Source organism: Micromonospora sp. URMC 107 (genome assembly GCF_051386315.1).
In the GTDB taxonomy this organism is placed as follows: domain Bacteria; phylum Actinomycetota; class Actinomycetes; order Mycobacteriales; family Micromonosporaceae; genus Micromonospora.
In genome coordinates this window covers 16,409-40,036 of record NZ_JBPQTK010000019.1, presented here as the reverse complement: position 1 = coordinate 40,036, position 23,628 = coordinate 16,409, and the positions used below count along the sequence as shown (strand labels likewise).

The window sequence follows — 23,628 nt, the reverse complement described above, 5'->3', positions numbered from 1 at the left end:
GCTACACGTGGTGAGTGACGCTCGCAGCATTGTGGGCCGTGGGCCGCCCCGGCGGGAGACCCGGGACGGCCGCGATCGTCCAACTGTCAAAAATCTGACAGAAATTCAGCCCCGTACGGCCGCCATGGCCTCCGCCAGGCGCCGCACGCCCTCGTCGATCCGGTCGGCGGTCACCGCCGAGTACGCCAGCCGCAGGGCGTGCCGCCCACCGTCAACGACGAAGTCGCTGCCCTTGACCACGGCGACCCCGCGCTCGGCGGCGGCCGGCGCGAGCCTGTCGACCTCCACGTCCTCGGGCAGCTCGACCCAGAGGAAGTAGCCGCCGTCCGGCTCCACGAAGCGGGCCTCCGGGATGTGCCGGCGCAGGGACTCGGCCAGCACCCGGGCCCGCTCGCCGAGCGCGGCGCGCACGGTCTCGATGGAGCGCTCGATGTCGCCGGAGACGCAGAACTGGTGCACGATCGCCTCGGAGACCATGCCCGGCGAGATGTAGAGGCTGGTCGCCTTCTTCGCGATGTCGCCGATCAGGTCCGCCGGACCGACCAGGTAGCCGACCCGTACGCCGGGGCAGACCGTCTTGGTGAAGCTGGAGGCGTGCACCACGACGCCGCGGGTGTCCAGCGAGAGCATCGACGGCAGCGCCTCGCCCCGGAACCGGATGTCGGCGTACGGGTCGTCCTCGAAGATCGTGAACTCGTACTCGGCGGCGAGGTCGAGCAGCTCCCGGCGCTTCTCCAGGCTCAGGGTCACGCCCGCCGGGTTCTGGTAGTTCGGGATGACGTGCGCCAGCCGGGGACGCACCCCCGACTCCAGCAGCTTGCGCAGCTCGGCGGTGTCGAGCCCGTCCGGCTGGACGGAGACGCCATGCAGCTCGCCGCCCATCCGCTGGAGGTTGAGCAGCGTCCGGTCGTACGTCGGGCGCTCCACCACCACCGCGTCGCCGGGGCGGACCAGGTGGTCGAAGAGGAAGGCGTCCGCCTGCAACGACCCGTTGGTGATCAGCACCTGGTCGGCGGAGACCCCGTGCTTCTCGGCGATCCACTGCCGCAGCGGAAGGTATCCGACGGAGGTGCCGTAGGCGGTCACCCCGGCGGGATCGGCGTCGAAGGCGCGGACGGCGGCGGCCTTGAGCCCCTCGACATCGACGATGTCCAGCGAGGGAGCGCCACGGGCGAAGGAGATCAGCTGCTCGGCGGTCATGGCTGTTCAGCGTACGGAAGGCGACGGGATGCGCGCGGAAGGCACGGCGATGTCCGCATCCTGAGCCACCGGGACGGGTGACCGGCGTCGGCCGGTCGGCGACAGGTCAGACCGGAAGGCCGAGCGGGTCGTGCTGCGCCTCCCGGGAGAGCCCGTCCACGTGCAGGCCGAGCGCCGCGATCAACTGCCCCCAGTCGAAGTAGGACCGCCAGGCCGCGATGCGACCGCGCCGGACCCGGACGACGTCCACCACGTCCCAGCTCACCAGCCGGCCGGTCGGCGCGACGGTGCCGAACGGGGTGTGCAGCACCCCGGTGTGGGTGCCGGTCAGCCGCTGCTCGACCGCCGCGCCCCCGGCCGTCTGCACGGACCCGATCGGGTCGACCGTCAGGTCCGGGAAGGCCCCGGTCCAGGTGCGCAGCAGGGCGGGCAACTCGATCGGGCGCACCGTGACGCCGGGCATGGAGTAGAAGGCGTCGGCCGCGTAGAGGTCCGGCAGCCGGGCCACGTCCCGCCGCAGGAGCATCGCGTACTGCTGCTCGACCAGCCGATCCGCGCCGCGCATGAGGACCTCCGTCGCGGATCGCGGCCCGTCCGCGCCCGCAGAGGATCCTTACCCGTCGATCGGCCCGCCACACCTCCGCCGAGCGGCGACTCAGGTCGTCTCGACCATCCGGCTGGCCGCCCAGACCCGCATGATGTCCCGAACGGAGATCACCCCGGCCACCTCGCGCCCGTCGAGCACCACGAGGTGCCGGAAGCCGCCCCGGGCCATCGCCGCGGCCGCCTCCTCCACCGTCCACTCCGGCCCGGCGTAGACCACGTCCCAGGTCAGGTGGGCGGCCGTCCGCTCGACGTCGCAGTCCAGGTCGGCGCCGATGGCCCTGAGCACGTCGCGTTCGGTCATGATGCCGACCCCCTCGGAATCCGGGTCGATCACGACCGCCGACCCGACACCGCGGGCCGACATCATCCGGGCCGCCTGGCGGAGCGTGTGCTCCGGGCCGACCACGAGAACCTCGCTGGACATCGCTTCCCGAACCTGCATCACGCATCACCCCTGTGGGACGGTGGCACCCGGTAGGGGACATGGTGCGCCCGAGGGCTGCTCCGGACAAGACCGGGCGTCGCCGGAACACGCCATTGCTCGCTACTGTCGTGGCGTGTCCACCGAGCCTCTGCGCTGCGCCGGCGCGCTGATCGTCGACGACGACGGTCGACTCTTCGTCCAGCGACGGTCGCCCCACCGACGCATCTTTCCCAACTGCTGGGACATCGTCGGCGGCCACCTGGAACCGGGCGAGGACTGGATGGACGCGCTGCGCCGGGAGGTGACCGAGGAGACCGGCTGGACGGTGTCGCACGTGCTCGGCCACGTCGGGGAATACCACTACGTCGCCGACGACGGCCTGGCCCGCATCGAGCGCGACTGGCTGGTCCGGGTCGACGGCGACCTGGCCCGGCCGACGCTCGAGGTGGGCAAGCACACCGAGTTCCGCTGGCTCGCCGCCGACGAGCTGGACCTGCTCGACGAGCACCGCGACGTCAACGACGGCCTCATCCGGCGAATCGCGGACGAAGGTTTCGCCGCCCTGCGTTCGATCGGTCTGTGAACGACACCGTCGAGCTGGCGCCGCACCGGTTCGCCGGCCTGGTCGCCCCGGCGGTCGACCGCGCGTTCGTCGCCGGCATCCTCGCCGGCCGCGACGGCGGCGGCGCCGAGCTGAGCCAGCGGTACGGCGGGCCGGCCGCCACCGGCTTCCTGCTGGAGTTCCGCACCCGCCTCGCGGCGCCGGGCGGGACGGTCGACGAGGCCGGCTTCGCGGCGGTCACCCGCTACCGGGACCCGGTCGACTGCCGGAAGGCCCTGGACAAGCAGGTGGCGTACGGGATGATCCACCGCAGCCCCGACGGCGGGCTCTCCGCCACCGAGCGCGGGCTGGCCTTCCTCGCCGAGATCTGGCAGGTGCACGCGGAGGTCACCGAGGAACTCTGGGCGGGGCACGAGGACCGGGTGCTGCGGCTGGTGGAGGCGTTCGGCCGGGTGCTCACGTGCGCGCTGGTGCTGGCCGACGAGGAGGGCGCCGAGGCGGGTGCGGCGTTCGCCGCGACGGCGCCGCCGTACGAGCCGGACGGCACCCCGCCCGGCGTGCTGCTGCTGAACCGGCTCGGCACGATGCGCTACCACCGGGCCGACGCGCACGCCGCCGCGTGGACCGCCGCCGGGCACAGCGCGGCGAGCGCCGCCGCCCTGCCGCCCGGCCCGGAGCAGCTCGCCATCGAGCTGGAGACCGACCGGCGGGCCGCCGCGCCGTACGCCGTGCTGACCGCCGAGGAGCGGCTCGGGGTGCTGGCGGACCTGGCGGCGCTGCCCGGCTGACCCGGTTGGCCGCAGCGGCACCGCCGCGCGGGGCTATCCTCCAGCGGTGACCGGGAGTCGTACGAGGGAGGACGCCTCAATGATCGGGATGGTGCTCGCAGCCGGGGCGGGGCGTCGGCTGCGCCCGTACACCGACACCCTGCCCAAGGCGCTGGTGCCGGTGGACGGCGACACCACCATCCTGGACATCTCGCTGCGCAACCTGGCCGAGGTGGGGCTCACCGACATCGTGATCGTGGTCGGCTACGCCGCCGACGCGGTCGTCTCCCGCCAGGCGGAGCTGGAGAAGAAGTACGGCGTCACGCTCACCCTGGTGCACAACGACAAGGCCGAGGAGTGGAACAACGCCTACTCGCTCTGGCTGGCCCGGGAGCACTTCGCCCGGGGCGTGCTGCTGGTCAACGGCGACACCGTGCACCCGGTGAGCGTGGAGAAGACCCTGCTGGCCGAGCGCGGCCCCGGCATCCTGCTCGCCGTCGACACCATCAAGCCGCTGGCCGAGGAGGAGATGAAGACCACCTTCGACGCCGCCGGCCAGCTCACCCGGATCACCAAGCTGATGGACCCGGGCGACGCGTACGGGGAGTACATCGGCGCGACGCTGATCGAGCCGCAGGTGGCCGACGCCCTCGCCGACGCGCTGGAGGCGACGTGGCGGCGCGACCCGAACCTCTACTACGAGGACGGCTACCAGGAGTTCGCCGACCGGGGCGGGGAGGTGCGGGCGGCGCCGATCGGCGACGTCTCCTGGGTCGAGGTCGACAACCACGCCGACCTGGCCCGGGCGCGGGAGATCGCGTGCCGCTACTAGCCCGTACGGTCAACACCCCGCTCGTGATCGAGGTCCGGCGGGGCGCGGTGGCCGACCTCGGGCCGCTGCTGGCCGACCGGCGGATCTCGGCCGGCGGGGACGTGGCCGTGGTGGTCGGCCCCGGGCAGGGTGAACGGATCGTCGAGCTGTGCCGGCCGTCGCTCGGCGCGGCCGACGTCTTCACGGTCGTCGGCGGCACCATCGACGCGGCGAACGACCTCGGTGACCGGCTGCGCCGCCGCCACTACGACGCCGTGGTGGGGATCGGCGGCGGCAAGACCATCGACACCGCCAAGTACGCGGCCACCCGCTACGGGATCCCGATGGTGACGGTGGCGACCAGCCTGGCGAACGACGGCATCGCCTCCCCGACCGCCTCGCTCGACCACGAGGGCGGCAAGGGCTCCTACGGGGTGCACATCCCGATCGGCGTCATCGTCGACCTCGACTTCGTGGAGAACGGCCCGGACCGGCAGACCCAGGCCGGCATCGGCGACGCGGTGAGCAACCTGAACGCCTGCGCCGACTGGGAACTGGCCCACGAGGTACGCGGCGAGCCCATCGACGGGCTCGCGGTGACCCTGGCCAGGACGGGCGCCGAGGCGCTGCTCAACCACCCCGGCAAGATCACCGACGACGCCTTCCTCACCACGCTGGCCGAGGCGCTGATCATGGGTGGCATCGCCAGCTCGGTGTGCGGGTCGACGCGCCCCGCCAGCGGCGGCGACCACGAGATCTCGCACGCGATCGACCGGCTCCACCCCGGCACCGCCGCCCACGGGGAGCAGGTGGGGCTCGGTGCCCTCTTCTGCACGTTCCTGCGCGGCGACACCGACCGGTTCGGCCGGCTCGCCCGCTGCCTGCACCGGCACGGTCTCGCCACCACCCCGGCCGACCTGGGCCTGACCGACGAGCAGTTCGTCGATGCCGTGCAGTTCGCGCCCCGGACCCGGCCGGACCGCTACACGATCCTCGAACACCTGGCGATGTCGCCTACCGAGACGCGGGAGCGGCTGGCAGACTACGCCGGTGCAATCCGCGACCACCTTGGCTGAGCCCCGTCCCACCGTCGCCGACTTCCACCGGGTGAACCGGGGCGGCGGCCTGTTCAGCGAATCGATCAGCCAGTGGCTGGGCGCGGTCTTCGCGCTCGTCGCCCAGCGCCTCGGGCTGCGCCCGACCGCGCTGACCATCGCGAACCTGGTGCTCGGCCTGGCCACCTCGGTCACCGTGGTCGCGCTCGCCGGCCGGGTCGCCGCCGGCGACGTGCCGGCCTGGGCGGTGGGCCTGCTCGCCCTGGTCGGCTGGCAGGTCGCGTACTCCCTGGACTGCGCCGACGGCCAGCTCGCCCGGGTGACCGGGCAGGGCAGCCCGGCCGGCGCCCGCGTCGACGTGCTCGCCGATGTCGCCGCCCAGATCGCCCTGGTGGCAGCCCTGGCGGCGACGGCCGTGGCGCAGAAGCCGTCGACGCCGAGCTGGCTGGTCGCGGTGTTCGCCGGCACCTGGATGGTCAACCTGGTCACGTCGGTGATGCAGGCCGGCCCGAACGCCGCCAGCATGGTCACCTCGACCTCGCTGCCCGTACGCCTCGTGAAGCTGGTCCGCGACTACGGCGCGGTGATCTTCGCCGCCGGCCTGGTGCTGGCCTTCGCCCCCGCCCTGATCCTCTGGGTGATGGTCGCGTTCACGATCGTCAACGGCGGCTTCCTCCTCGCCAGCATCGCCTTCTCGGCCCGCGCCTCGCTGCGCTGAGCCCTCGGCGCGGCCCGCGGCCCGTCGACAGCCCGGCTGCGGACTCCTGCCGCCGACCTTCCAGTTGCCGGCCTCCTGACTGCCGACTGCCGACCGCCCTCAGCAGCGTGACCCTCGGTGACCGAGATGGGCGTGTCCCGGGCCGTCCCCGACCACCCGCCCCGACCCCTTTGCTCTGCAGCCATCCGCGCACCAGCTACCGAGGGTGGCTGGTGCGTCGGCGGCTGCAGAGCAAAGGGGCGGGAGGGGCACCCCGAGGGCTGGGGCGCGTGACGACGGAACCGCTGGTCAGCGGCCATCCGGGCGGGAAGGGCGGATCGTCGCGCCGGGTGCCGGACGGCATTGACTACCGTGCGTGAGATATACGTGCTCCGCGCACCTCGTCACGCTGAGTGTCTACGACGGCGTCCGCTCAGCGGCCGACCGGAGTCCCGGCACGCATCACGCCGGCGTAGATGTCAACGAGCTGCCTGGTGACGACGTCGGGGTGGAAGGTCCGCTCGTAGCGCAGCCGGGCGGCCGGCGCGATCGCCGCGGCCCCGGCGGCGGCCACCGGCAGCGCGGCGGCCAGGGCGGCCGCCTCCGGGGGCACCACCCAGCCCGCCTCGCCCGCCACGATCCCGCCGGGCACGGCGGAAACCGGGGGCACGGCGGAAACCGGGGGCACGGCGGAAACCGGGGGCACGGCGGGCGCCGAGGTCCCGTCGCCCCCGGCCACGGCGCTGGCGACGGCGGCCGGGCCGGTGCCGGCCGGCTCGCGGGGCGCGTCGGCGCCGACGAGGTACGGGATGCCGCCGAGGGCGGTGCCGAGCACCGGGCGACCGGCGGCGAGCGCCTCGATGATCACGGTGGGCAGCACGTCGTGCCAGGTGGAGGTGGCGAGCACGACCGCGCTCGCCTCCAGCGCGGCGCGCACCCCGGCCCGGTCCAGCGGGCCGAGGTAGGTCACGTCCGACCGCTGCGCGGCCGCCGCCTCGACCAGCGGGCGCAGCTCACCGTCGCCGGCGATGCGCAGCGGGCCGAGCGCGCCGTCCGGGTGCCGCCGCCAGGCGTCCAGCAGCAGGTCCAGGCCCTTCTCCGGGGAGAGCCGCCCGAGGAAGAGGAACCCCTGGCCCGGCGCGGTGGGGCGGCCCGGGTCGGGGATCGCGTTCGGCTTGACCACGATCCGCTCGGCCGGGATGCCGTAGTCGCGCAGGTGGTCGGCGACCGCCGAGGTGAGCGCGACGAACCGGTCCACCGAGCGCCAGGTGCCCCGGTGCACGGCCAGCGTGGTCGCCATCAGGGCGCTCTGCGCCCGGGATCCCCGGTAGCAGCGGTGCACGATCGCCGGCACCCCCAGGGCCCGGCCCCGGCAGTCCTGACAGATCACCCCGTCCCGGAAGTAGAGCCCCGAGGAGCAGACCTGACGGTAGTTGTGCACCGTCTGCACCACCGGCACGCCGTGCCGGTGCGCGGTCCGCACGATCCAGGGCGAGATCAGGGGGTACGGGTTGTGCAGGTGCAGCACGTCCGGCCGGTGCTCGGCGATGAGCCGGCTCAGCTCCTCCTGCGCGCGGGGCGCCCAGATCGGCGAGATCGGCAGCAGCGCCTTGGCCGTCTTCGACATCGACGGGATCTCGTCCGAGCTGCGGATGAACGGCAGCACCTCCACCCCGGCCGCGGTGAGCTGGGCGATCTCCGCGTCGACGATCGTGTTCTCACCGGAGGGCTGGGCCTGCCGGTACCGGTTGTGCGCCACCACGATTCTCACGCAGCTTGCCTTTCGTTCACGACTGCGGGACTCGCAAGCTCATTCCTCGCGCTCACGGGAAAGAAGGCTACCGTTGGTTGGTGCCCGAACTACCGGAGGTTGAGGCGCTCGCGGGATACCTGCGCGAGCGCGCGGTCCGGCGGCGCGTCGATCGGTTGGAGGTCGCCGCGATCAGCGCCCTGAAGACGTACGACCCGGCGCCGACCGCCGCCGCGGGGCGGACGGTGACGGACGCCCGGCGGCACGGCAAGTTCCTCGACGTGGTGCTCGACGGCGACCTGCACGTGGTGGTCCACCTGGCCCGGGCGGGCTGGCTGCACTACCGGGAGGCGTTCGCCTCCGCCGCCCCGCTGCGCCCCGGCAAGGGTCCGGTCGCGCTGCGGGTACGCCTCGACGACGGCTCCGGCTTCGACCTGACCGAGGCCGGCACCCAGAAGAGCCTCGCCGTCTACCTGGTCACCGACCCTCAGGCGGTGCCCGGGGTGGCCCGGCTGGGCCCGGACGCGCTCGCCGCCGACCTGGCCACCTTCGCCGAGCGGATGCGCAGCCGCAAGGGCCAGGTCAAGGGGGTGCTCACCGACCAGACCGTGCTCTCCGGCGTCGGCAACGCGTACTCCGACGAGATCCTGCACGCGGCGAGGCTGTCCCCGTTCGCGCTGACCCACCGGCTGACCGACGACCAGCTGGCCACCCTGCACGCGGCCACGCGGGAGGTGCTCGGCGACGCGGTGCGCCGGTCGGTCGGGCAGAGGGCGGCCGAGCTGAAGGGCGAGAAGCGCTCGGGGCTGAAGGTGCACGCCCGCACGGGGCATCCCTGCCCGGTCTGCGGGGACACCGTCCGCGAGGTCTCGTTCGCCGATTCGAGCCTCCAGTACTGCCCGACGTGCCAGACCGGCGGGAAGCCGCTCGCTGACCGAAGGTTGTCGCGGCTAGTACGGTGAGTGACGACACTGCCGACTACGGAACGGAATCGGCCATCCCGCGCCGAAGGTCTGAGTTGCGGCTCTACCGGGCCCGTCATCCATCGGTATAGTGGCTCGGTCCCCGGCTTCTGAAATGGCGCGGAGCCGGCCAGACGCCCGGCGGCACCACACCGGCGCGTTGTCCCTCGGGTCAGCGTACGGCTCGGCGACCGCGTGGGAGACTGGGACGGTGGGCGACCGGGCCCTCACGGCGAGTGAGCGGCACGTGTCATGCGGGAGGACATGGGTGAGGTGACGACAAGCCTCCAGCGCCCGGTAACCAACGAAGGCCGGAGCAAACTCGTGCGGCACGTCGACAGCTTCGAGATCCAGCCGCCGGCACCGCCGTCCCACAACGGCGTACCCCGGTCCGCGTGGGCTCGGGCCCGCCGTCGCGTGTCCCGCTGGCACCGTCCCTACATCACCCTCCTGCTGCTGCTCGACTTCGCCGCCGCCGCGGTCGCCAGCCTGATCGCCATCGAGACGTTCGACCAGTCGCGGGCGGGCTTCTACAACGCCGAAGAGGACCCGACGTGGTTCCACACGGTGGCGTTCGTGCTCCTGCCCCTAGGCTGGATCGTCAGTCTCTGGGCCAACCGGGCGTACGACCGGCGCTATCTCGGCCTCGGTCCGGACGAGTACAAGCGCGTGATGCGGGCCGGCGTCGCCGTCGCCGCGACGGTGTCCTTCCTCGCCTTCGCCACCAAGACCGACCTGTCCCGGTACACGGTCGGCACCGCCCTGCTCGCGGCGCTGCTGCTGATCCTGCTGAACCGGATCCTCTGCCGCTTCGTGCTGCACGTGGTCCGGCGCAACATCGGCCAGGCCGGCCACCGGATGGTGCTGATCGGCACCCTGCCGGAGTGCCTGGAGGTCTACACCGCGGTCACCCGCAACCCGGCCGCCGGGCTGATGCCGGTCGCCATCCACATCACCGACGGCTACGCGGCGGCCAAGGGCATCGAGACCCCGGTCCCGGTGTACGCGGGCCGCGACGTCCTCGCCCTGGTGCGCGAGGTCGGCGGCGACACGATCGCGGTCTGCGGCTCGGCGAGCGCCGAGCCGGGCGAGTTGCGCCGGCTTGCCTGGCAGCTGGAGGGCTCCGGCGTCGACCTGGTCGTCGCCCCGCAGCTGACCGACATCGCCGGCCCCCGGGTGCACATCCGGCCGATCGAGGGCCTGCCGCTGCTGCACGTCGAGGAGCCGACCCTCTCCGGGCCGGCGCTGCTGGCCAAGAACCTGATGGACCGGGTGGCCGCCGGGCTCGGCCTGCTGCTGCTGACCCCGGTATTCCTGGCCATCGCGATCGCGATCCGGCTCTCCGACCCCGGCCCGGTCTTCTTCCGCCAGCCCCGGGTCGGCCACGAGGGGCGCACCTTCCGGGTCTGGAAGTTCCGCACCATGTACGTGGACGCGGAGGACCGGCTGGCGAGCCTGGTCGATCGGAACGAGACCGACGGCATGCTGTTCAAGATGAAGCAGGATCCCCGGGTCTTCCCGGTGGGCCGCTTCCTGCGGGCCTCCTCGCTTGACGAGCTGCCGCAGTTGATCAACGTGTTGAAGGGCGAGATGTCGCTGGTCGGGCCGCGCCCGCTGCCCGCCGACGACGGCGACTTCCTCGGCGACGTCCGCCGTCGGCTGCTGGTCCGGCCGGGCATGACCGGGCTGTGGCAGGTCTCTGGCCGCTCCGACCTCTCCTGGGACGAGGCGGTCCGGCTCGACCTCTACTACGTCGACAACTGGTCGCTGGCGTACGACCTGAGCATCCTGTGGCGCACCGTCGGGGTGGTGCTCGCTCGCAAGGGCGCGTACTGACCCTTGGCGTGCGGGCCGGCAGGGGCCAGGATCGCTGCGTGGGTGGCAACCTCTCCGGCGTCCTCGGCGTCGTCTCGCTTGTCGCCGCGCTGGGCGCGGCCCTGTTCGCGGTGGTCCGGCTGCGCGGGCGGCGGGGCATCGCCACGGCCACCCAGCGGGCCACGTACGAGGTGCTGCACACCGCCGGGCTGGCCGCCGAGCCGCTGCGCGCGGGCCTGACCGCCGCGAACGCGGCGAAGGCCGTACGCCATCTGCGGGCGCTGGTGGGGGCGGCCGGGCTGGCGCTGACGGACCGGGAGAGCCTGCTCGCCCTGGACGGCCGGGGCGGGCACCACGACGCGCAACTGGTCGCGGCGGCCCGGCGGGCGGTGGCGACGGGCCGCTCGACCGTCCTCGGCGAGCCGGAGCTGCACTGCGACCGGGTGGACTGCCCGGTGCGCGGCGCGGTCGTCGCCCCGCTGACCGGCGCGGACGGGCGCAGGCTCGGGGCGCTGGTCGCGGTCGCCGACGGCCAGCCCGAGCCGGGCCTGGTGCAGGCCACCCTGGAGACGGCGCACTGGGCCGGCAACCAGCTCGCCCTGGCCGAGCTGGACTCCTCGCGGGAGCGGCTGGCCCGCGCCGAGGTACGCGCACTGCGCGCGCAGATCAGCCCGCACTTCATCTACAACGCGCTGACCGCGATCGGCTCGTTCGTCCGCACCGACCCGGACCGGGCCCGGGAGCTGATCCTGGAGTTCGCCGAGTTCACCCGGTACTCGTTCCGGGCGCACGGCGAGTTCACCACGCTGGCCGAGGAGCTGCGCTCGATCGACCGCTACCTGACCATCGAGCGGGCCCGGTTCGGCGACCGGCTCCAGGTGCGCCTCCAGATCGCCCCCGAGGTGCTGCCCGTGACGCTGCCCTTCCTCTGCCTCCAACCGCTGGTGGAGAACGCCGTCCGGCACGGGTTGTCCCGCAAGCCGGGCACGGGCATGGTGAGCATCGAGGCCCGGGACGCGGGCACCGAGTGTCACATCACCGTGGAGGACGACGGAGTGGGGATGGATCCGACCACGCTGACCGCCGGCATCGCCGAGCTGGCCGGCGCCGCTGGAGACCCGGGCGACGCCGCGCTGGCTGGCGTCGGAGACGACCCGGGCCAGCACGTCGGGCTCTCCAACGTCGACGAGCGGCTCCGGTCGGTCTTCGGCGACGGCTTCGGCCTCGTCGTCGAGACGGGCCTCGGCTCGGGTACGAGGGTCAGCATGCGGGTGCCGAAGTTCCACCCCGGCGTACGGGCCGGCTCGTGAGCGCGCGGAGTGAGCCGGGTCTGCGAGCCCCGCAGCCGCGAACCGGGGTGCTGCCGTGACCGACGGGGTGAGCGCGGCCGGGTTCCTGCGGGTGCTGGCGGTCGACGACGAGCCGCCGGCGCTGGACGAGTTGGCGTACCACCTGCGGGCCGATCCCCGGGTGGCCCGGCTGCACACGGCGGGCGACGCCACCGAGGCGCTGCGGGTGCTCCGCGACGGCGACGTGGACGTGGTCTTCCTCGACATCCGGATGCCCGGACTGGACGGCATGGAGCTGGCCCGGGTGCTGCGCCGCTTCGCCCGGCCGCCGGCGATCGTCTTCGTCACCGCGTACGACGACGGGGCGGTGGACGCGTTCGACCTGGGCGCGACCGACTACGTCCGCAAGCCGGTACGCGCCGAGCGGCTCGCCGAGTCGCTGCGCCGGGTGATCGGCGCGCGGGTGGTGCCGTCGCACCCGGCGGCGCTGGCCCGGGCGGAGGAGGATCCGACCATCCCCATCGAGCTGGCCGGCACCACCCGGATGCTGCCCCGCTCGGCGGTGCGGTGGGTGGAGGCGCAGGGCGACTACGCCCGGCTGCACACCGCCGACGGCTCGCACCTGGTCCGGGTGTCCCTGGCGACCCTCGCGGAACGCTGGGCGGATGCCGGGTTCGTCAGGATCCACCGGTCGTACCTGGTGCAGCTCAAGCTGATCACCGAGCTGCGGCTGGTCAACTCCGGCTACGTGGTGGTGATCGACTCGGCGGAGCTGCCGGTGAGCCGTCGGCACACCCGCGAGCTGAAGGACAGGCTGGTCCGCGCGGCGAAGCAGGACTGGAACCGCTGACCCGACCCGGGCCTGGCTGCGGTGCGGGCCTCGCCCAGTTTTTCCCGCGGGGGTGGGAATACGCGCGCCTCGTCGTACGCTGTACGGTACTCCGTACGACAAATGGAGGCCGCCTTGTTCGACGCCGCGACCGAATTCGACCGCCAGCTCGACCGGCTGGTGGGGCTGGGCTACCCGGCCCTGGCCGAGCTGACCGAGGACGCCTTCCGTGACCTGGTCGCGCCGCTGCGCGCGGCGGCCGTCGCCGGGGCGGCCGACCTGCCCGCCCCGACCGAGGGACGGGCGCCCTTCCTGCTGGTGATCACCCGCGACCTGGTGCCCGTGGAGGAGCGCGTCGCGCTGGCCACGCTGGCCGGCAAGCGGAAGCCGGGGATCGTCGACCGGCACTACGCGGAGGGCGACCTGCCGAAGTTCGACCCGATCAAGGAGCTGGAGGTGCCGGCCGGGCCGGCGTACCTGCTCTTCGACGTCGACCGGGGCGAGGAGACGCTGAACCTGGCGCCCGCCGCCGCCATGGAGGTGATCACCGGCCAGGACCGGCTGCCGCTCACCATCGACGAGGGCCTCGCCTTCGTCACCCTGTACCCGGAGGCGCTGGCGAAGAACAAGTGCTTCTCGCTGGTCGGCTCCCGCTGCGGCGACAAGCGGGTGCCGGCGATCTGGATCAGCCAGGGCGCGCCGAAGCTCGGCTGGTGCTGGTACGGCAACCCGCACACCTGGCTCGGTTCCGCCTCGGCCCGCCCGGAGCGCGTCGGGCTGGAGTGACGTCGAGGGGCGGCCGGAACGCGAGTCCCGGCCGCCCCGCCGCGACGCCTCGCCGCCTGTCACCGAGGCAGCGGCAGCCGGCTCCACGTCTCGCCGTCGGCGCTCACCTGGACGTGCGCCGTCTCGGGCAGGTTCATGACGTCACGCCCGCCGAGCCAGACCAGACCCCGCGCCACTCCGACGGTCCCCTCGGTGCCGGACCGCTCGCTCCGGACGAAGTGGCGCCCGCCGTCCCGGCTCACCCAGACGTACGCGGTGGCGCCGCCCACGAAGGGTTCGCCGACCAGGAGGGCCCCGTCCCGTCCGATCGTGAACGACCTCAGCGTGGAACTGGCGGGAAGATCGGTGCCGACGTCGACCCAGGACCTGCCGGCGTCCGTCGTGTGCAGCAGCCGGGACAGGCCGGACGGCGGATCCTTCTCGCCCGTCGGATGGGGCTCGGTCAACAGGTACGCCTCCTGCCCGCTGACCGCCGCGAGCGCCACGGCCGTGACGCCCGCCGGCACCTGCGAGGTACGCCAGGTGGCACCCCGGTCGACGCTGCGCGCGACGCTGGGGGCACCTCCGAACTCGGGGGACGCCTGCACGAACCAGAGCGCGCCGTCGTCGCTCCGGTCCAGGCTGACCCGCGCGTGGGTCGCCGGCAGACCCGCCAGCCGATAGACCTTGCCGGTGCCGGGCTCGACCGCTAGCGGCCGCTTTATCGCACCGCATCCGTCCTGGCAAATCACCGGCCGCGCCCGCCCCGGGAACGCCGGCACGTCGGTCACCGCGGACTCGGCGTCGCGCCAGGTTCGGCCGCCGTCCGTCGAGAGGATCGCCCGGCCGTCGACGCTGACCAGGTACGTCCGCTCGTCCAGCACGCTGTACCGGACGTCGGACACGCCGAACCCCTCCGCGTCGGGGGTGGTGGTGCAGGGGCCGTCGTACTCGGCCGTCCGCCACTGCGACCAACTCCGGCCGGCGTCCTCGGTAGCCGTGAAGCTGACCCGGCAGGGGTCGGCCTCCCCGACGCCGACCGCGACGCGGTCGGTGAGCAGGACCAGCCTGCTCACCACGTGCCCGGTCGGCGGGTCGGACGGATCCGGGCCCGCCCAGTCCACCCCGCCCGGTTCGTCGGCGAACGGGACGAGGAACGACCCGGCCAGCGCGACCACCACGGCCAGCCCGGCCCCGACCGCCCGCCGGCGCCGCCGGAGCCGGGCCGCCAGGCGGAGGTCGCCGAGCGGCGGCTGACGGACGGCCTCGGCGACGGTCTCGACACTGAACCCGGCGAACTCACGATCGGACATCGGCCCTCCCGGACTGCGTGCTGTCGGTGGCGTCGGAGTCGGTGAGCAGCGCCGCCAGCGCCTGCCGGCCGCGCGACAGCCGGGACTTCACCGTGCCGGCGGAGACGCCGAGCGTCGCCGCCACCTCGTCCACCGGCAGGTCGACCAGGTAGTGCAGGGCGAGCGCGTGCCGCTGCCCGTCCGGCAGCCCGCGCAGCGCGGCCAGCAGCGCGAGGTGCTCCGGCGCACGGTCGGCGACGACCGGCGGCGGGCCGATCCGGCGCAGCAGCCCGTCGAGGACCCGTCGCCGACGGTGCCGGCTGCGGGCCACGTTGACCGCGACCCGCCGCAACCACGCCTCCGGGTTCTCCAGTTGGGCGAAGCGCCGGGGCGCGGCCAGCGCCCTGGTGAACGCCTCCTGGACCGCCTCCTGCGCCTCGCTCAGGTCGCCGGTCACCGCGTAGAGCTGGACCACCAGCCGGCGGAAACAACCGGCGTAGACCTCCGAGATCGGATCACCGTCGGACACCGTCACCTCCCTTCTCCACCTCTCCCACTCGCCGGCGGGGCAGAAGGTTCCGGCGACGGCGGTTTCCACGGAGTTATCCACAGGGGCGAGGCGTTCTCCACAGGTTGTCCACAACCCGGTGTGGACGGCTCGCCCCGAGCCGGCCGGCGGCGGGCGCGACGCCCACGGGAGCCCTTGACAATCGCGACGATCGGGCGAGACTGCCGGGGTGGCCGCTGCCGACGATCCCGTCCCGGCGCCCCGGACTCCCCGGCCCGGGGGGTCGGAGCAGACCCCGGTCGTTCAGCCCAGGGCGCGGATCGTGCTGGCCGAGGTGTCCCGCCGGGAGGACCGGGCCGAGCGCACCCGCGCCGAGCTGGCCCAGCAGACCCGGGTCGGCGACGCGCTCGTCCGGGGGCTGGTCCGCGCCCAGTTCGCGCTGGCCCTGCGACTCTCCCTGGTGGTGGCGATCGGGCTCGGCGGGCTGCCGTGGCTCTTCGCCGTCGCGCCCGCCGTCGGCCGGGTCACGGTGCTCGGCGTGAACCTGCCCTGGCTGCTGCTCGGGGTGGTGTCGTTCCCGTTCCTGATCGCCGTCGGCTGGGCGTACGTGCGGCTGGCCGAACGCAACGAGCAGGACTTCACCGACCTGGTCCAACGGCCGGAGCGCTGAGGTGGGCAACGGCTTCGTCGTCCCGGCGATCGTGGCGGTCACCCTGGTCACCGTCGGCATCGGCTTCTACGGGCTGCGGCTGGCGCGTACCACCTCCGACTTCCTGGTCGCCTCGCGGGCGATCAGCCCGACCTGGAACGCCGCCGCGATCGGCGGGGAGTACCTGTCGGCGGCGAGCTTCCTGGGGGTCGCCGGGCTGATCCTCAAGTACGGCGTCGACGTGCTCTGGTACCCCGTCGGCTTCGCCGCCGGCTACCTGGCCCTGCTGCTGTTCGTGGCCGCGCCGCTGCGCCGCTCCGGCGCGTTCACCCTGCCGGACTTCTGCGAGCTGCGGCTCGGGTCGCGTCGGCTGCGCACCCTGGCCACCGTCTTCGTGATCTTCATCGGCTGGCTCTACCTCGTGCCGCAGCTCCAGGGGGCGGGGCTGACGCTGGCCACGGTGACCGGCTCGCCGTACCCGTTGGGGGCCCTGCTGGTGGCCGTGGTGGTCACCGCGAACGTCGCGCTCGGCGGCATGCGCGCGATCACCTTCGTCCAGGCCTTCCAGTACTGGCTGAAGCTGACCGCGCTCGCCGTACCGGCGGTCTTCCTGGCGTTGCAGTGGCAGGCCGACGCCCGGCCGGCGGTGACCCCGCCCGACGGGCCGACGTTCCGGACCGCGACCACCGTCGTGGTCGAGCACCGCGCGACCCTCACCCTCCCCGACGGCCGGATCGTCGAGGTACGCCCGGGCGACGAGCTCTCCTTCGCCGCCGGCGACCCGGTGCCGGAGGTGTCCGGGGTGGCCACAGACGCGGCCGACTGGCTGCTGCCCAGCGCCGCCGGGGACGACGACCGGGGCCTGTTCGCCACCTACTCGCTGATCCTGGCGACGTTCCTCGGCACCATGGGGCTGCCGCACGTGCTGGTCCGCTTCTACACCAACCCCGACGGCGCCGCCGCCCGCCGCACCACGCTGGTGGTGCTCGCCCTGGTCGGGGCGTTCTACCTGCTGCCCACCATCTACGGGGTGCTCGGCCGGATCTACACCCCGCAGCTGCTGGTGACCGGGCAGACCGACGCGGTGGTGGTGCTGCTGCCCGGCGCCGCGCTCGGCGACGGCACCACCGGCCGGCTGCTCGCCGCGCTGGTCGCGGCCGGCGCGTTCGCCGCCTTCCTCTCCACCTCGTCGGGGCTGCTCACCAGCGTCGCGGGGGTGATCTCCACGGACGTGCTGGGGCGCGGCTCGGTACGCGGCTTCCGGCTCGCCACGGTGATCGCCGGGGCCGTGCCGGCGGTGCTCGCGCTCAACCTCGCCGGCCTGGACGTGTCGCAGGTGGTCGGGCTGGCCTTCGCGGTCGCCGCGTCCAGCTTCTGCCCCCTGCTGGTGCTCGGCATCTGGTGGCGGGGCCTGACCGACCTCGGCGCCGCCGCCGGGATCCTCGTCGGCGGCGGCGCCGCGGTCGGGGCCGTCCTGATCACGGTGCTCGGCCCACCGCTGTCCGGCTGGCCGGCCACGCTCACCGCGCAGCCGGCCGCCTGGACGGTGCCGCTCGCCTTCACCGTGATGGTGGCGGTCTCGGTGGCGACCCGCCGCCGGGCACCGGCCGACGTCGGGGCCACCATGCTCCGCCTGCACGCCCCGGAGGCGCTGCGGCTGTAGTACGCCTCGGGGATGACCGGGGATCATCCTGCGGCCGGACCGACCGCCGGCCAACGCCGGATACGGTCGACGCATGACTGCTGAGCACCCGGCCCTCTCCCTGCGTGGCCTGGCGAAACACTTCGACGGCAAGGTCGCGGTGTCCGGTGTCGACCTGGACGTCCCGGCGGGCTCCTTCTACGGCCTGCTCGGCCCGAACGGCGCGGGGAAGACCACCACCCTGTCGATGGCGGTGGGCCTGCTCCGGCCGGACGCCGGCGGGGCCCGGGTGCTCGGTCACGACGTCTGGGCCGATCCGGTGGGCGCGAAGCAGCTGCTCGGCGTGATGCCCGACGGCGTACGGCTCTTCGACCGGCTCAGCGGCGCGGAGCTGCTCGCGTACCACGGCCTGCTGCGGGGGATGGACCCGGCGGTGGTCGACCAGCGCGCGGCGGAGCTGCTGGACGTGCTCGCGCTCGGCGACGCCGGCCGGACCCTGGTGGTCGACTACTCGGCGGGCATGAAGAAGAAGATCGGCCTGGCCTGCGCGTTGCTGCACGGGCCCCGGCTGCTGGTCCTGGACGAGCCCTTCGAGGCGGTCGACCCGGTCTCGGCCGCGCTGATCCGGGACATCCTGCACCGGTACGTGACGGGGGGCGGCACCGTCGTCTTCTCCAGCCACGTCATGGAGGTCGTCGAGCGGCTCTGCTCGCACGTGGCGATCATGGCGGCGGGCACCATCAAGCGGGTCGGCCCCATCGCCGAGGTGCGCGGCGGCCGCTCGCTGGAGCAGGTCTTCGTCGAGGTGGTCGGCGGCCGTACGGCGACCGGCGAGGAGTTGGCGTGGCTGTCGCGGTGAGCGGACCGACCGTCTCCACCCAACCCGCCCGGCGGGTCTCCGCCCGGCACTTCGTGCGGCTCAAGCTGCGGGTGATGGGCAACAACTTCCGGGGCCAGGGCTGGCGGGTCGCCCTCTTCGTGGGCGGCGCGGTGGCCGGGCTCTGGTTCGCCGGCACCGGCTTCTTCCTCTTCGCCGCGCCCGGCCTGGCCGACGAGGGCCGCTACGCGCTGATGGTCGCCGCCTTCGGTGGCGGCCTGACGGTGCTCGGCTGGCTGCTGCTGCCGCTGGTCTTCTTCGGGGTGGACGAGACGCTGGACCCGGCCCGGTTCGCGCTGCTGCCGCTGCCTCGCCGCACCCTCGTCACCGGGCTGTTCGCCGCCGCCCTCGTCAGCGTCCCCACGATCGCGGTGCTGCTGGCCCTGTGCGGGCTGGTGGTCACCGCCGGGGCGTTGGGTGGCTGGTCGGCCGCCGCGGTCGCCGTCGTCGGGGTGGTCGCCGGGCTGCTGCTCTGCGTCGCGGCGGCCCGGGCGGTGACCAGCGCCTTCGCCACCGCGCTGCGCTCCCGCCGGGTCCGCGACCTGGCCGCCGTGCTGCTCGCCGTGCTCGCCGCGCTGCTCGGTCCGTTGCAGCTCCTGGGCGTCGCCGCTCTCTCCGACGCCGACTGGGACCGGCTCGACGGGGTGGCCGAGGTGGTCGGCTGGACCCCGTTCGGCGCCCCCTGGACGGCCGGCATCGACGTGGCCGAGGGCCGCCTCTGGGCCGCGCCGGTGAAGCTGCTGATCACGGCGGCGACGATCGTCGCGTTGCTCGCCTGGTGGTCCCGTTCGCTCGAGTCCGCGATGGTGGGCGCGGCCAGTGCCGGGCCGGCCCGCGCCCCGCGCGGCGTGACCGGCGGAGCCGTCGCCCAGCTCTTCCCCCGGGTCGTCGGCTGGGCGCGGCGGGACCGGTTCGGCGCCCTCGTCGCCCGGGAGGCCCGCTACTGGTGGCGGGACGCCCGCCGCCGGGCCAACCTGATCACCGTCGCGGTCGTCGGTCTCTTCGTGCCGGTCATGGTCAACCTGGGTGGCTCGGGCTTCACCATCGACAGCGCGCAGGGGTTCACGGCCAGTCCCGACTCGTCCCCGCTGGTGTCCAGCCTCTCGATGCTCTTCGTCGGGCTGCTCGCCGCCGTCACCGTGGCCAACCAGTTCGGCTTCGACGGCAGCGCGTACGCGGCGAACGTCATCGCGGGCGTCTCCGGCCAGCAGGAGCTGCGCGCCCGGATGGCCGCGTTCTCGATCTACGTCCTGCCGATGCTGGCGGTGATCTCCGTGGTCGTCGCGGTGGTCATCGGCGAACCCGGCTGGATCGGGCTGATGGCGGGCACCCTGCTCGCCACCTACGGCGCGGGGCTGGCGGTGAACGGCTTCGTCTCGGTGCTCGGGGCGTACTCGCTGCCGGAGACGAGCAACCCGTTCGCGCTGAACACCGGCGCCGGGATCGCGAAGAGCTTCCTCACCCTGCTGGCGATGCTCGCCACGGCGGTGGCGGCGGTGCCGATGGTGGTGGCCGTCCGACTGCTCGGCGACGTCTGGCTCTGGCTGGCCCTGCCGGTCGGGGCGGCGTACGGCGTGGGGGCGGCGCTGCTCGGCGCGTACCTGGCCGGCGACGTGCTGGACCGCCGGATGCCGGAGCTGGTCGCCACGGTGACCCCCCGCCGCTGAGAACGGACCCCGTCACGCCGCAACCTCCCGTACGGGCATGGGGTGTGCTGGTCAGACGTCGCACCGGTCAGGGCGGCGGACCAGCAGGGGAGGCGCCACGGTGGGGGTGCGGCAGCACGACCCCGGCGATGTCCGGGGAGGGGCGTCTCCCACGGCCGCGGGGGTCGTGGGAGACAGCTTCGAGGAGTTCTACGCGGCCAATTTCCAGCCGCTGATGCTCCAGTTGTACGCCTACACGTCGGACGTCGGCCAGGCGCAGGACGCGGTCCAGGAGGCGTTCAGCCGCGCCTGGGCCCGGTGGGACGGGTTGGTCCACTACGAGCGCCCGGCGGCCTGGGTCCGCACGGTCGCGATGAACGTGGTGCGCAACCGTTGGCGCCGACTGCGGGCCGCCCGCGCCCACGCGAGGTTCCGCCGCGAAGAGGTGGTCGAGGGGCCCGGGCCGGACCGGGTCGCGCTCGCCCGCGCCCTCGCCACCCTGCCGGAGACCCAGCGGCGGGCCGTCGTGCTCTTCTACGTCGCCGACCTCAGCATCGCCGAGATCGCCGACCAGGAAAACGTGGCGCCCGGCACGGTGAAGTCCTGGCTGCACAGGGGCCGGGCCGCGCTCGCCGCCCAACTCTCCGACCCGAGGACGGAGGACCACCGTGTCTGACCACGACACTTCACCCGAGCTGGCCGACGCCTTCGCCGCCTTCCGGTCCGGGGGCCCGCTGGTGGTGCCCGCGGGGGCCTGGGCAGCCCGGAAGGTGGCCCGACGCCGCCGCACGAACCGGTTGGTGGCGACCGGCGTGGCCGCCGCCGTGTTGGTTGCCGTGCCGGTCCTGGCCAACGCCGGCGGCGACCCGGATCCACCGGTGCCGCCGGCCCAGACCGTGTCCCCGTCGCCTACCGTGCCCACGACCACCGTCCCCGCCACGCCGCCGTCGGCCACGTCGCCCTCTGCCGCGCCACCGCCGGACGGCCGGATCCACGAGAAGACCCTCGCCAACGCCACCCTCGACCTGCCGGCCTGGCCCGGGAACCTCGCGGACGAGTGCCCGTCCGGCCGGGTCCGGTTCTCGGACGGCCGTGCGCAGCGTTCGGCGGGCGCGGAACTCCGGGCCAGCATCGTCCAGGTCGTCCACGCCGACCTCGATCGGGACGGGACGCAGGAGACGGCGGCGTTGCTCGACTGCAGCGGCCTGGAGATGGGTGAGGCACGGGTACTGGCCTTCGACCGGGATCCGGCCGGAGCCATCATCACCATGGGCGTCGTAATCGGAGAGACCGGCGACATCGGGGGAATCCGCCGGATCCGGGGTGAGGACCGGTCGATCGCGGCGGAGGTGACCGACCGATCCGGCGACGGCAGTCCCGACAGTCTCGCGCAGCGCCAGTGGCGGATCTACTCCCGGTCAGGCGGAAGGTTCGTCCAGACGGGCGGACCGGATGCGTTCCCGCCCAACCCGCGGATCACGGACCTCTCGGTCACCGGCAGCGAGCTCCGGCTCGCGCCCGACGGGGACCGGACGACCGGCACGTTGCGGCTGACCGTACGGAATGCCGGCCCTCAGCCGGCGGCCACCCCGCGGGTCCAGGTGAACGTCCCGAAGGGGTTCGAGGTGAGGCCCCTGCCCTCGACCTGTACGCGGTTCGTCTCCAGCCAGCGCATCAGCTACCGGTGCGAACTGAATGCGCTGGCCGTGGACGGCAGAGCCACCTTCGAACTGCCGATCTCGGTCGTACGCTCGCAGGTCGGCACGGGCGTCGTCGGCGAGTACTCGGCCGCGGTGTGGTGGAGCAGGACCGCGGAGGACGTGCCCTATCCCGAACCGGCCGGCGCGACGAAGGACAACTCGACCAGCGGGGACATCGTGGTCACCGGCTGATCCCGGGGAGCGCCCGGCATCCCTCCACCGGTCTTGTCGGGCGCCCGCCGGTCGGCGGCACAATGGCCTGATGCCCGTCGTCGAAGCCGTGGTCACCGTGCCGGTCCCGCCCGAGCTGGCCTTCGCGGTCTCCCAGACCACCGCGCCCGTGCGCTACCGGTGGGACCCGTTCGTCCGGGAGCAGCACTTCACCGACGGCGCGACCCGGCCCGGCAAGGGGGTGCGGACCTTCACCCGGTCGCGGCACGGCCTGGCGATGGTCAGCGAGTACGTCTCCTGGGCGCCGCCGAGCCACGTCGGGATGAAGATGGTGCGCGGGCCGTGGTTCTTCGAGATGTTCGCCGGAGGCTGGCGGTTCGCCCCCGCCCCGGAGCCCGGCCACGCGATCGCCACCTGGCGATACAGCTTCCGCTGCCGGCCCGCGTTCCTCCGCCCGGTCGCGGACCGGATCGGGGCCTGGCTGCTCGGCCGCGACATCCGCCGCCGGATCGCCGGGTACGCCGCCGGCTGCACGGACCCGGCGGTGCTGGCCGCCGCCCGCCGCGCCCTCGCCGACGACGACCGGGACGGTCGGGGCGCGGGCTGAGCCGGTCGCCCCGTGTCCGGCGGCCCGGGCCGTCGCCGCCGTCCGGGGTGCCCGGTCTCAGCGGAGGCGGATGAAGGCGTACAGCTGGCTGCTGCCGCTCGCCGCGGTCACGTTGACCAGTTCCCACCCGTACTGCGAGAGGTACTCGACGGCCGCCAGCAGCTGGGGGACGGGGCTGTCCGCGAACCCGGCCCGGGCGACCAGGGCGAGGTGCCGGTAGGGGTAGCCGCGGAAGTCGACCTCGTTGCGCAGCACGGCGTCGGCGCCGACGGCACGGGCCTGGGCGAGCTGCTGCGGCGTCACGTGAGCCATGTCCGGCACGATAGGCCCGGAGGGCCACATCAGGTACGCCCGCCGGGCGCGGGCCCGGGGCGGCACAATGTTTCACGTGAATCATGAGCCGGGCGCCGAGATCCACCACACCGACCCGTTCGCCGTGCCCGCCGAGCTCCGCTCCCCCGTACGCCGGCTGCGAGGTCGGCTGGCGTCGCCGGTGACGCTCTGGACGGCGCCCGAGCCGGCGGGCCTGACGGTGTCCTCGACGCTGGTCGCGGAGGGCGAGCCGGACCGGCTGCTCGGCCTGGTCGACCCGGAGTCCGACCTGTGGGCGGCGGTCGAGTCCGCCGGCCGCTTCGCGGTGACCCCGCTGAACCCGTCGCACCGGCAGCTCGCCGACCGGTTCGCGGGCCTCCTCCCGTCTCCCGGCGGCCTGTTCGCCACCGGCGCGTGGACCGACACCCCCTACGGCCCGGTGCCGGCCGATGCCGGCGGCTGGGTGGGATGCCGGCTCGACACCGCCCGCGAGTACGGCTGGGGCCTGCTGGTGGAGGCCACCATCGAGGCCGTCGAGCTGACCGGGGAGACGGACCCGCTGCTGCACTACCGGGGCCGGTACCGCGAGCTGACCTGACTACCCGCCGGCCGGCCGCGCCGACCCGCCGACCGGCCGGCCCGCGACGGCGACCGCTCAACGGAGTGAGCTGGGTCACTCGGCGCAGCCACCG

Annotated in this window: 24 protein-coding genes and 1 pseudogene; 18 read left to right on the top strand and 7 right to left on the bottom strand. The window is 73.9% G+C overall.

Translation table 11 applies throughout. The features are described from left to right. Positions 1–105: 105 nt before the first annotated feature. From ACSNN9_RS07065 to ACSNN9_RS07055, 3 genes are all read right to left on the bottom strand, one after another. The gene (locus tag ACSNN9_RS07065) at positions 106–1,200 is read right to left on the bottom strand and encodes a PLP-dependent aminotransferase family protein (protein ID WP_436671942.1); all 1,095 of its coding nucleotides are present in this window, start codon (positions 1,198–1,200) and stop codon (positions 106–108) included. A 106-nt stretch (positions 1,201–1,306) separates the two neighbouring features. Continuing rightward, a complete protein-coding gene (locus ACSNN9_RS07060; protein WP_357875158.1) occupies positions 1,307–1,765 on the bottom strand; it encodes an ester cyclase in 459 nt (152 codons plus the stop codon). 90 nt (positions 1,766–1,855) lie between these two features. Continuing rightward, on the bottom strand, positions 1,856–2,248 hold the full coding sequence (locus ACSNN9_RS07055) for a CBS domain-containing protein (RefSeq protein ID WP_436671940.1): 393 nt from the start codon (positions 2,246–2,248) through the stop codon (positions 1,856–1,858). Positions 2,249–2,363: 115 nt separating this feature from the next. Here ACSNN9_RS07055 and ACSNN9_RS07050 point away from each other — a divergent pair, with 115 nt between their 5' ends. The 5 genes from ACSNN9_RS07050 (at position 2,364) to ACSNN9_RS07030 (ending at position 6,143) form a co-directional block, all read left to right on the top strand. Then, complete coding sequence (locus ACSNN9_RS07050) at positions 2,364–2,813, top strand: NUDIX domain-containing protein (RefSeq protein ID WP_358086615.1); 450 nt, start codon at positions 2,364–2,366, stop codon at positions 2,811–2,813. Then, the gene (locus tag ACSNN9_RS07045; RefSeq protein WP_436671939.1) at positions 2,810–3,580 is read left to right on the top strand and encodes a hypothetical protein; all 771 of its coding nucleotides are present in this window, start codon (positions 2,810–2,812) and stop codon (positions 3,578–3,580) included. The genes ACSNN9_RS07050 and ACSNN9_RS07045 overlap by 4 nt, the downstream gene beginning before the upstream one ends. Positions 3,581–3,659: 79 nt before the next feature. Beyond that, positions 3,660–4,391, top strand: a complete 732-nt coding sequence (locus tag ACSNN9_RS07040) for a phosphocholine cytidylyltransferase family protein (RefSeq protein ID WP_357875223.1) — start codon at positions 3,660–3,662, stop codon at positions 4,389–4,391. Beyond that, entirely contained in the window at positions 4,379–5,446 is a 1,068-nt protein-coding gene (locus tag ACSNN9_RS07035; protein WP_436671937.1) for an iron-containing alcohol dehydrogenase family protein, read from the top strand. The genes ACSNN9_RS07040 and ACSNN9_RS07035 overlap by 13 nt, the downstream gene beginning before the upstream one ends. Then, a complete protein-coding gene (locus ACSNN9_RS07030) occupies positions 5,421–6,143 on the top strand; it encodes a CDP-alcohol phosphatidyltransferase family protein (RefSeq protein ID WP_436671936.1) in 723 nt (240 codons plus the stop codon). The genes ACSNN9_RS07035 and ACSNN9_RS07030 overlap by 26 nt, the downstream gene beginning before the upstream one ends. A gap of 412 nt (positions 6,144–6,555) precedes the next feature. Here the strand turns inward: ACSNN9_RS07030 and ACSNN9_RS07025 are convergent, their stop codons facing one another. After that, positions 6,556–7,893 carry a glycosyltransferase gene (locus tag ACSNN9_RS07025; RefSeq protein ID WP_436671935.1) on the bottom strand — a complete coding sequence of 446 codons (1,338 nt, stop codon included), beginning with the start codon at positions 7,891–7,893 and terminating at the stop codon, positions 6,556–6,558. An 80-nt stretch (positions 7,894–7,973) separates the two neighbouring features. On the opposite strand from ACSNN9_RS07025, the gene ACSNN9_RS07020 reads away from it, so the two are divergent. The 5 genes from ACSNN9_RS07020 to ACSNN9_RS07000 all read left to right on the top strand — a co-directional run bounded on the left by ACSNN9_RS07020 (position 7,974) and on the right by ACSNN9_RS07000 (position 13,553). Further along, positions 7,974–8,834 carry an Fpg/Nei family DNA glycosylase gene (locus tag ACSNN9_RS07020; protein ID WP_436671934.1) on the top strand — a complete coding sequence of 287 codons (861 nt, stop codon included), beginning with the start codon at positions 7,974–7,976 and terminating at the stop codon, positions 8,832–8,834. Positions 8,835–9,098: 264 nt separating this feature from the next. Further along, positions 9,099–10,670 carry a sugar transferase gene (locus tag ACSNN9_RS07015; protein WP_436671977.1) on the top strand — a complete coding sequence of 524 codons (1,572 nt, stop codon included), beginning with the start codon at positions 9,099–9,101 and terminating at the stop codon, positions 10,668–10,670. A gap of 38 nt (positions 10,671–10,708) precedes the next feature. Further along, the gene (locus ACSNN9_RS07010; protein ID WP_436671933.1) at positions 10,709–11,959 is read left to right on the top strand and encodes a sensor histidine kinase; all 1,251 of its coding nucleotides are present in this window, start codon (positions 10,709–10,711) and stop codon (positions 11,957–11,959) included. A gap of 67 nt (positions 11,960–12,026) precedes the next feature. Further along, complete coding sequence (locus ACSNN9_RS07005) at positions 12,027–12,788, top strand: LytR/AlgR family response regulator transcription factor (RefSeq protein WP_358086679.1); 762 nt, start codon at positions 12,027–12,029, stop codon at positions 12,786–12,788. Between the two features lie 102 nt (positions 12,789–12,890). Next, a complete protein-coding gene (locus ACSNN9_RS07000; RefSeq protein WP_436671931.1) occupies positions 12,891–13,553 on the top strand; it encodes a DUF5701 family protein in 663 nt (220 codons plus the stop codon). A 59-nt stretch (positions 13,554–13,612) separates the two neighbouring features. On the opposite strand, the gene ACSNN9_RS06995 is transcribed toward ACSNN9_RS07000, so the two are convergent. Further along, positions 13,613–14,845, bottom strand: a complete 1,233-nt coding sequence (locus ACSNN9_RS06995) for a WD40/YVTN/BNR-like repeat-containing protein (RefSeq protein ID WP_436671930.1) — start codon at positions 14,843–14,845, stop codon at positions 13,613–13,615. Continuing rightward, on the bottom strand, positions 14,832–15,353 hold the full coding sequence (locus tag ACSNN9_RS06990) for an RNA polymerase sigma factor (protein ID WP_436671929.1): 522 nt from the start codon (positions 15,351–15,353) through the stop codon (positions 14,832–14,834). Before ACSNN9_RS06990 ends, ACSNN9_RS06995 begins: the two co-directional genes overlap by 14 nt. A 208-nt stretch (positions 15,354–15,561) precedes the next feature. On the opposite strand from ACSNN9_RS06990, the gene ACSNN9_RS06985 reads away from it, so the two are divergent. From ACSNN9_RS06985 to ACSNN9_RS06955, 7 genes are all read left to right on the top strand, one after another. Beyond that, positions 15,562–16,002 (top strand): hypothetical protein, encoded by a 441-nt coding sequence (locus ACSNN9_RS06985; protein WP_436671927.1) that lies wholly within the window; start codon positions 15,562–15,564, stop codon positions 16,000–16,002. Between the two features lies 1 nt (position 16,003). After that, positions 16,004–17,644 carry a cation acetate symporter gene (locus ACSNN9_RS06980; protein WP_436671926.1) on the top strand — a complete coding sequence of 547 codons (1,641 nt, stop codon included), beginning with the start codon at positions 16,004–16,006 and terminating at the stop codon, positions 17,642–17,644. A gap of 73 nt (positions 17,645–17,717) precedes the next feature. Further along, positions 17,718–18,482 carry an ABC transporter ATP-binding protein gene (locus ACSNN9_RS06975; RefSeq protein ID WP_436671925.1) on the top strand — a complete coding sequence of 255 codons (765 nt, stop codon included), beginning with the start codon at positions 17,718–17,720 and terminating at the stop codon, positions 18,480–18,482. Beyond that, complete coding sequence (locus tag ACSNN9_RS06970) at positions 18,467–20,167, top strand: ABC transporter permease (RefSeq protein ID WP_436671923.1); 1,701 nt, start codon at positions 18,467–18,469, stop codon at positions 20,165–20,167. Before ACSNN9_RS06975 ends, ACSNN9_RS06970 begins: the two co-directional genes overlap by 16 nt. Positions 20,168–20,267: 100 nt before the next feature. Next, a complete protein-coding gene (locus ACSNN9_RS06965) occupies positions 20,268–20,822 on the top strand; it encodes an RNA polymerase sigma factor (protein WP_357875186.1) in 555 nt (184 codons plus the stop codon). Continuing rightward, positions 20,815–22,038, top strand: a complete 1,224-nt coding sequence (locus tag ACSNN9_RS06960; RefSeq protein WP_436671922.1) for a hypothetical protein — start codon at positions 20,815–20,817, stop codon at positions 22,036–22,038. The genes ACSNN9_RS06965 and ACSNN9_RS06960 overlap by 8 nt, the downstream gene beginning before the upstream one ends. A gap of 70 nt (positions 22,039–22,108) precedes the next feature. Continuing rightward, on the top strand, positions 22,109–22,624 hold the full coding sequence (locus tag ACSNN9_RS06955) for an SRPBCC family protein (protein ID WP_436671921.1): 516 nt from the start codon (positions 22,109–22,111) through the stop codon (positions 22,622–22,624). A gap of 57 nt (positions 22,625–22,681) precedes the next feature. Here the strand turns inward: ACSNN9_RS06955 and ACSNN9_RS06950 are convergent, their stop codons facing one another. Then, a complete protein-coding gene (locus ACSNN9_RS06950) occupies positions 22,682–22,936 on the bottom strand; it encodes a hypothetical protein (RefSeq protein WP_436671920.1) in 255 nt (84 codons plus the stop codon). Here ACSNN9_RS06950 and ACSNN9_RS06945 point away from each other — a divergent pair. Continuing rightward, positions 22,928–23,534 (top strand): annotated as a pseudogene (locus ACSNN9_RS06945) (flavin reductase family protein). The gene ACSNN9_RS06950 and the pseudogene ACSNN9_RS06945 overlap by 9 nt on opposite strands. Positions 23,535–23,628: the final 94 nt, after the last annotated feature.

Excerpts from the sequence above, each read along its gene's own strand:
- ACSNN9_RS07065 (WP_436671942.1), bottom strand. The coding sequence starts at position 1,200 with ATGACCGCCGAGCAGCTGATCTCCTTCGCCCGTGGCGCTCCCTCGCTG.
- ACSNN9_RS07060 (WP_357875158.1), bottom strand. The coding sequence starts at position 1,765 with ATGCGCGGCGCGGATCGGCTGGTCGAGCAGCAGTACGCGATGCTCCTG.
- ACSNN9_RS07055 (WP_436671940.1), bottom strand. The coding sequence starts at position 2,248 with ATGCAGGTTCGGGAAGCGATGTCCAGCGAGGTTCTCGTGGTCGGCCCG.
- ACSNN9_RS07040 (WP_357875223.1), top strand. The coding sequence starts at position 3,660 with ATGATCGGGATGGTGCTCGCAGCCGGGGCGGGGCGTCGGCTGCGCCCG.
- ACSNN9_RS07015 (WP_436671977.1), top strand. The coding sequence starts at position 9,099 with ATGGGTGAGGTGACGACAAGCCTCCAGCGCCCGGTAACCAACGAAGGC.
- ACSNN9_RS07000 (WP_436671931.1), top strand. The coding sequence starts at position 12,891 with ATGGAGGCCGCCTTGTTCGACGCCGCGACCGAATTCGACCGCCAGCTC.
- ACSNN9_RS06995 (WP_436671930.1), bottom strand. The coding sequence starts at position 14,845 with ATGTCCGATCGTGAGTTCGCCGGGTTCAGTGTCGAGACCGTCGCCGAG.
- ACSNN9_RS06975 (WP_436671925.1), top strand. The coding sequence starts at position 17,718 with ATGACTGCTGAGCACCCGGCCCTCTCCCTGCGTGGCCTGGCGAAACAC.
- ACSNN9_RS06955 (WP_436671921.1), top strand. The coding sequence starts at position 22,109 with ATGCCCGTCGTCGAAGCCGTGGTCACCGTGCCGGTCCCGCCCGAGCTG.
- ACSNN9_RS06950 (WP_436671920.1), bottom strand. The coding sequence starts at position 22,936 with ATGGCTCACGTGACGCCGCAGCAGCTCGCCCAGGCCCGTGCCGTCGGC.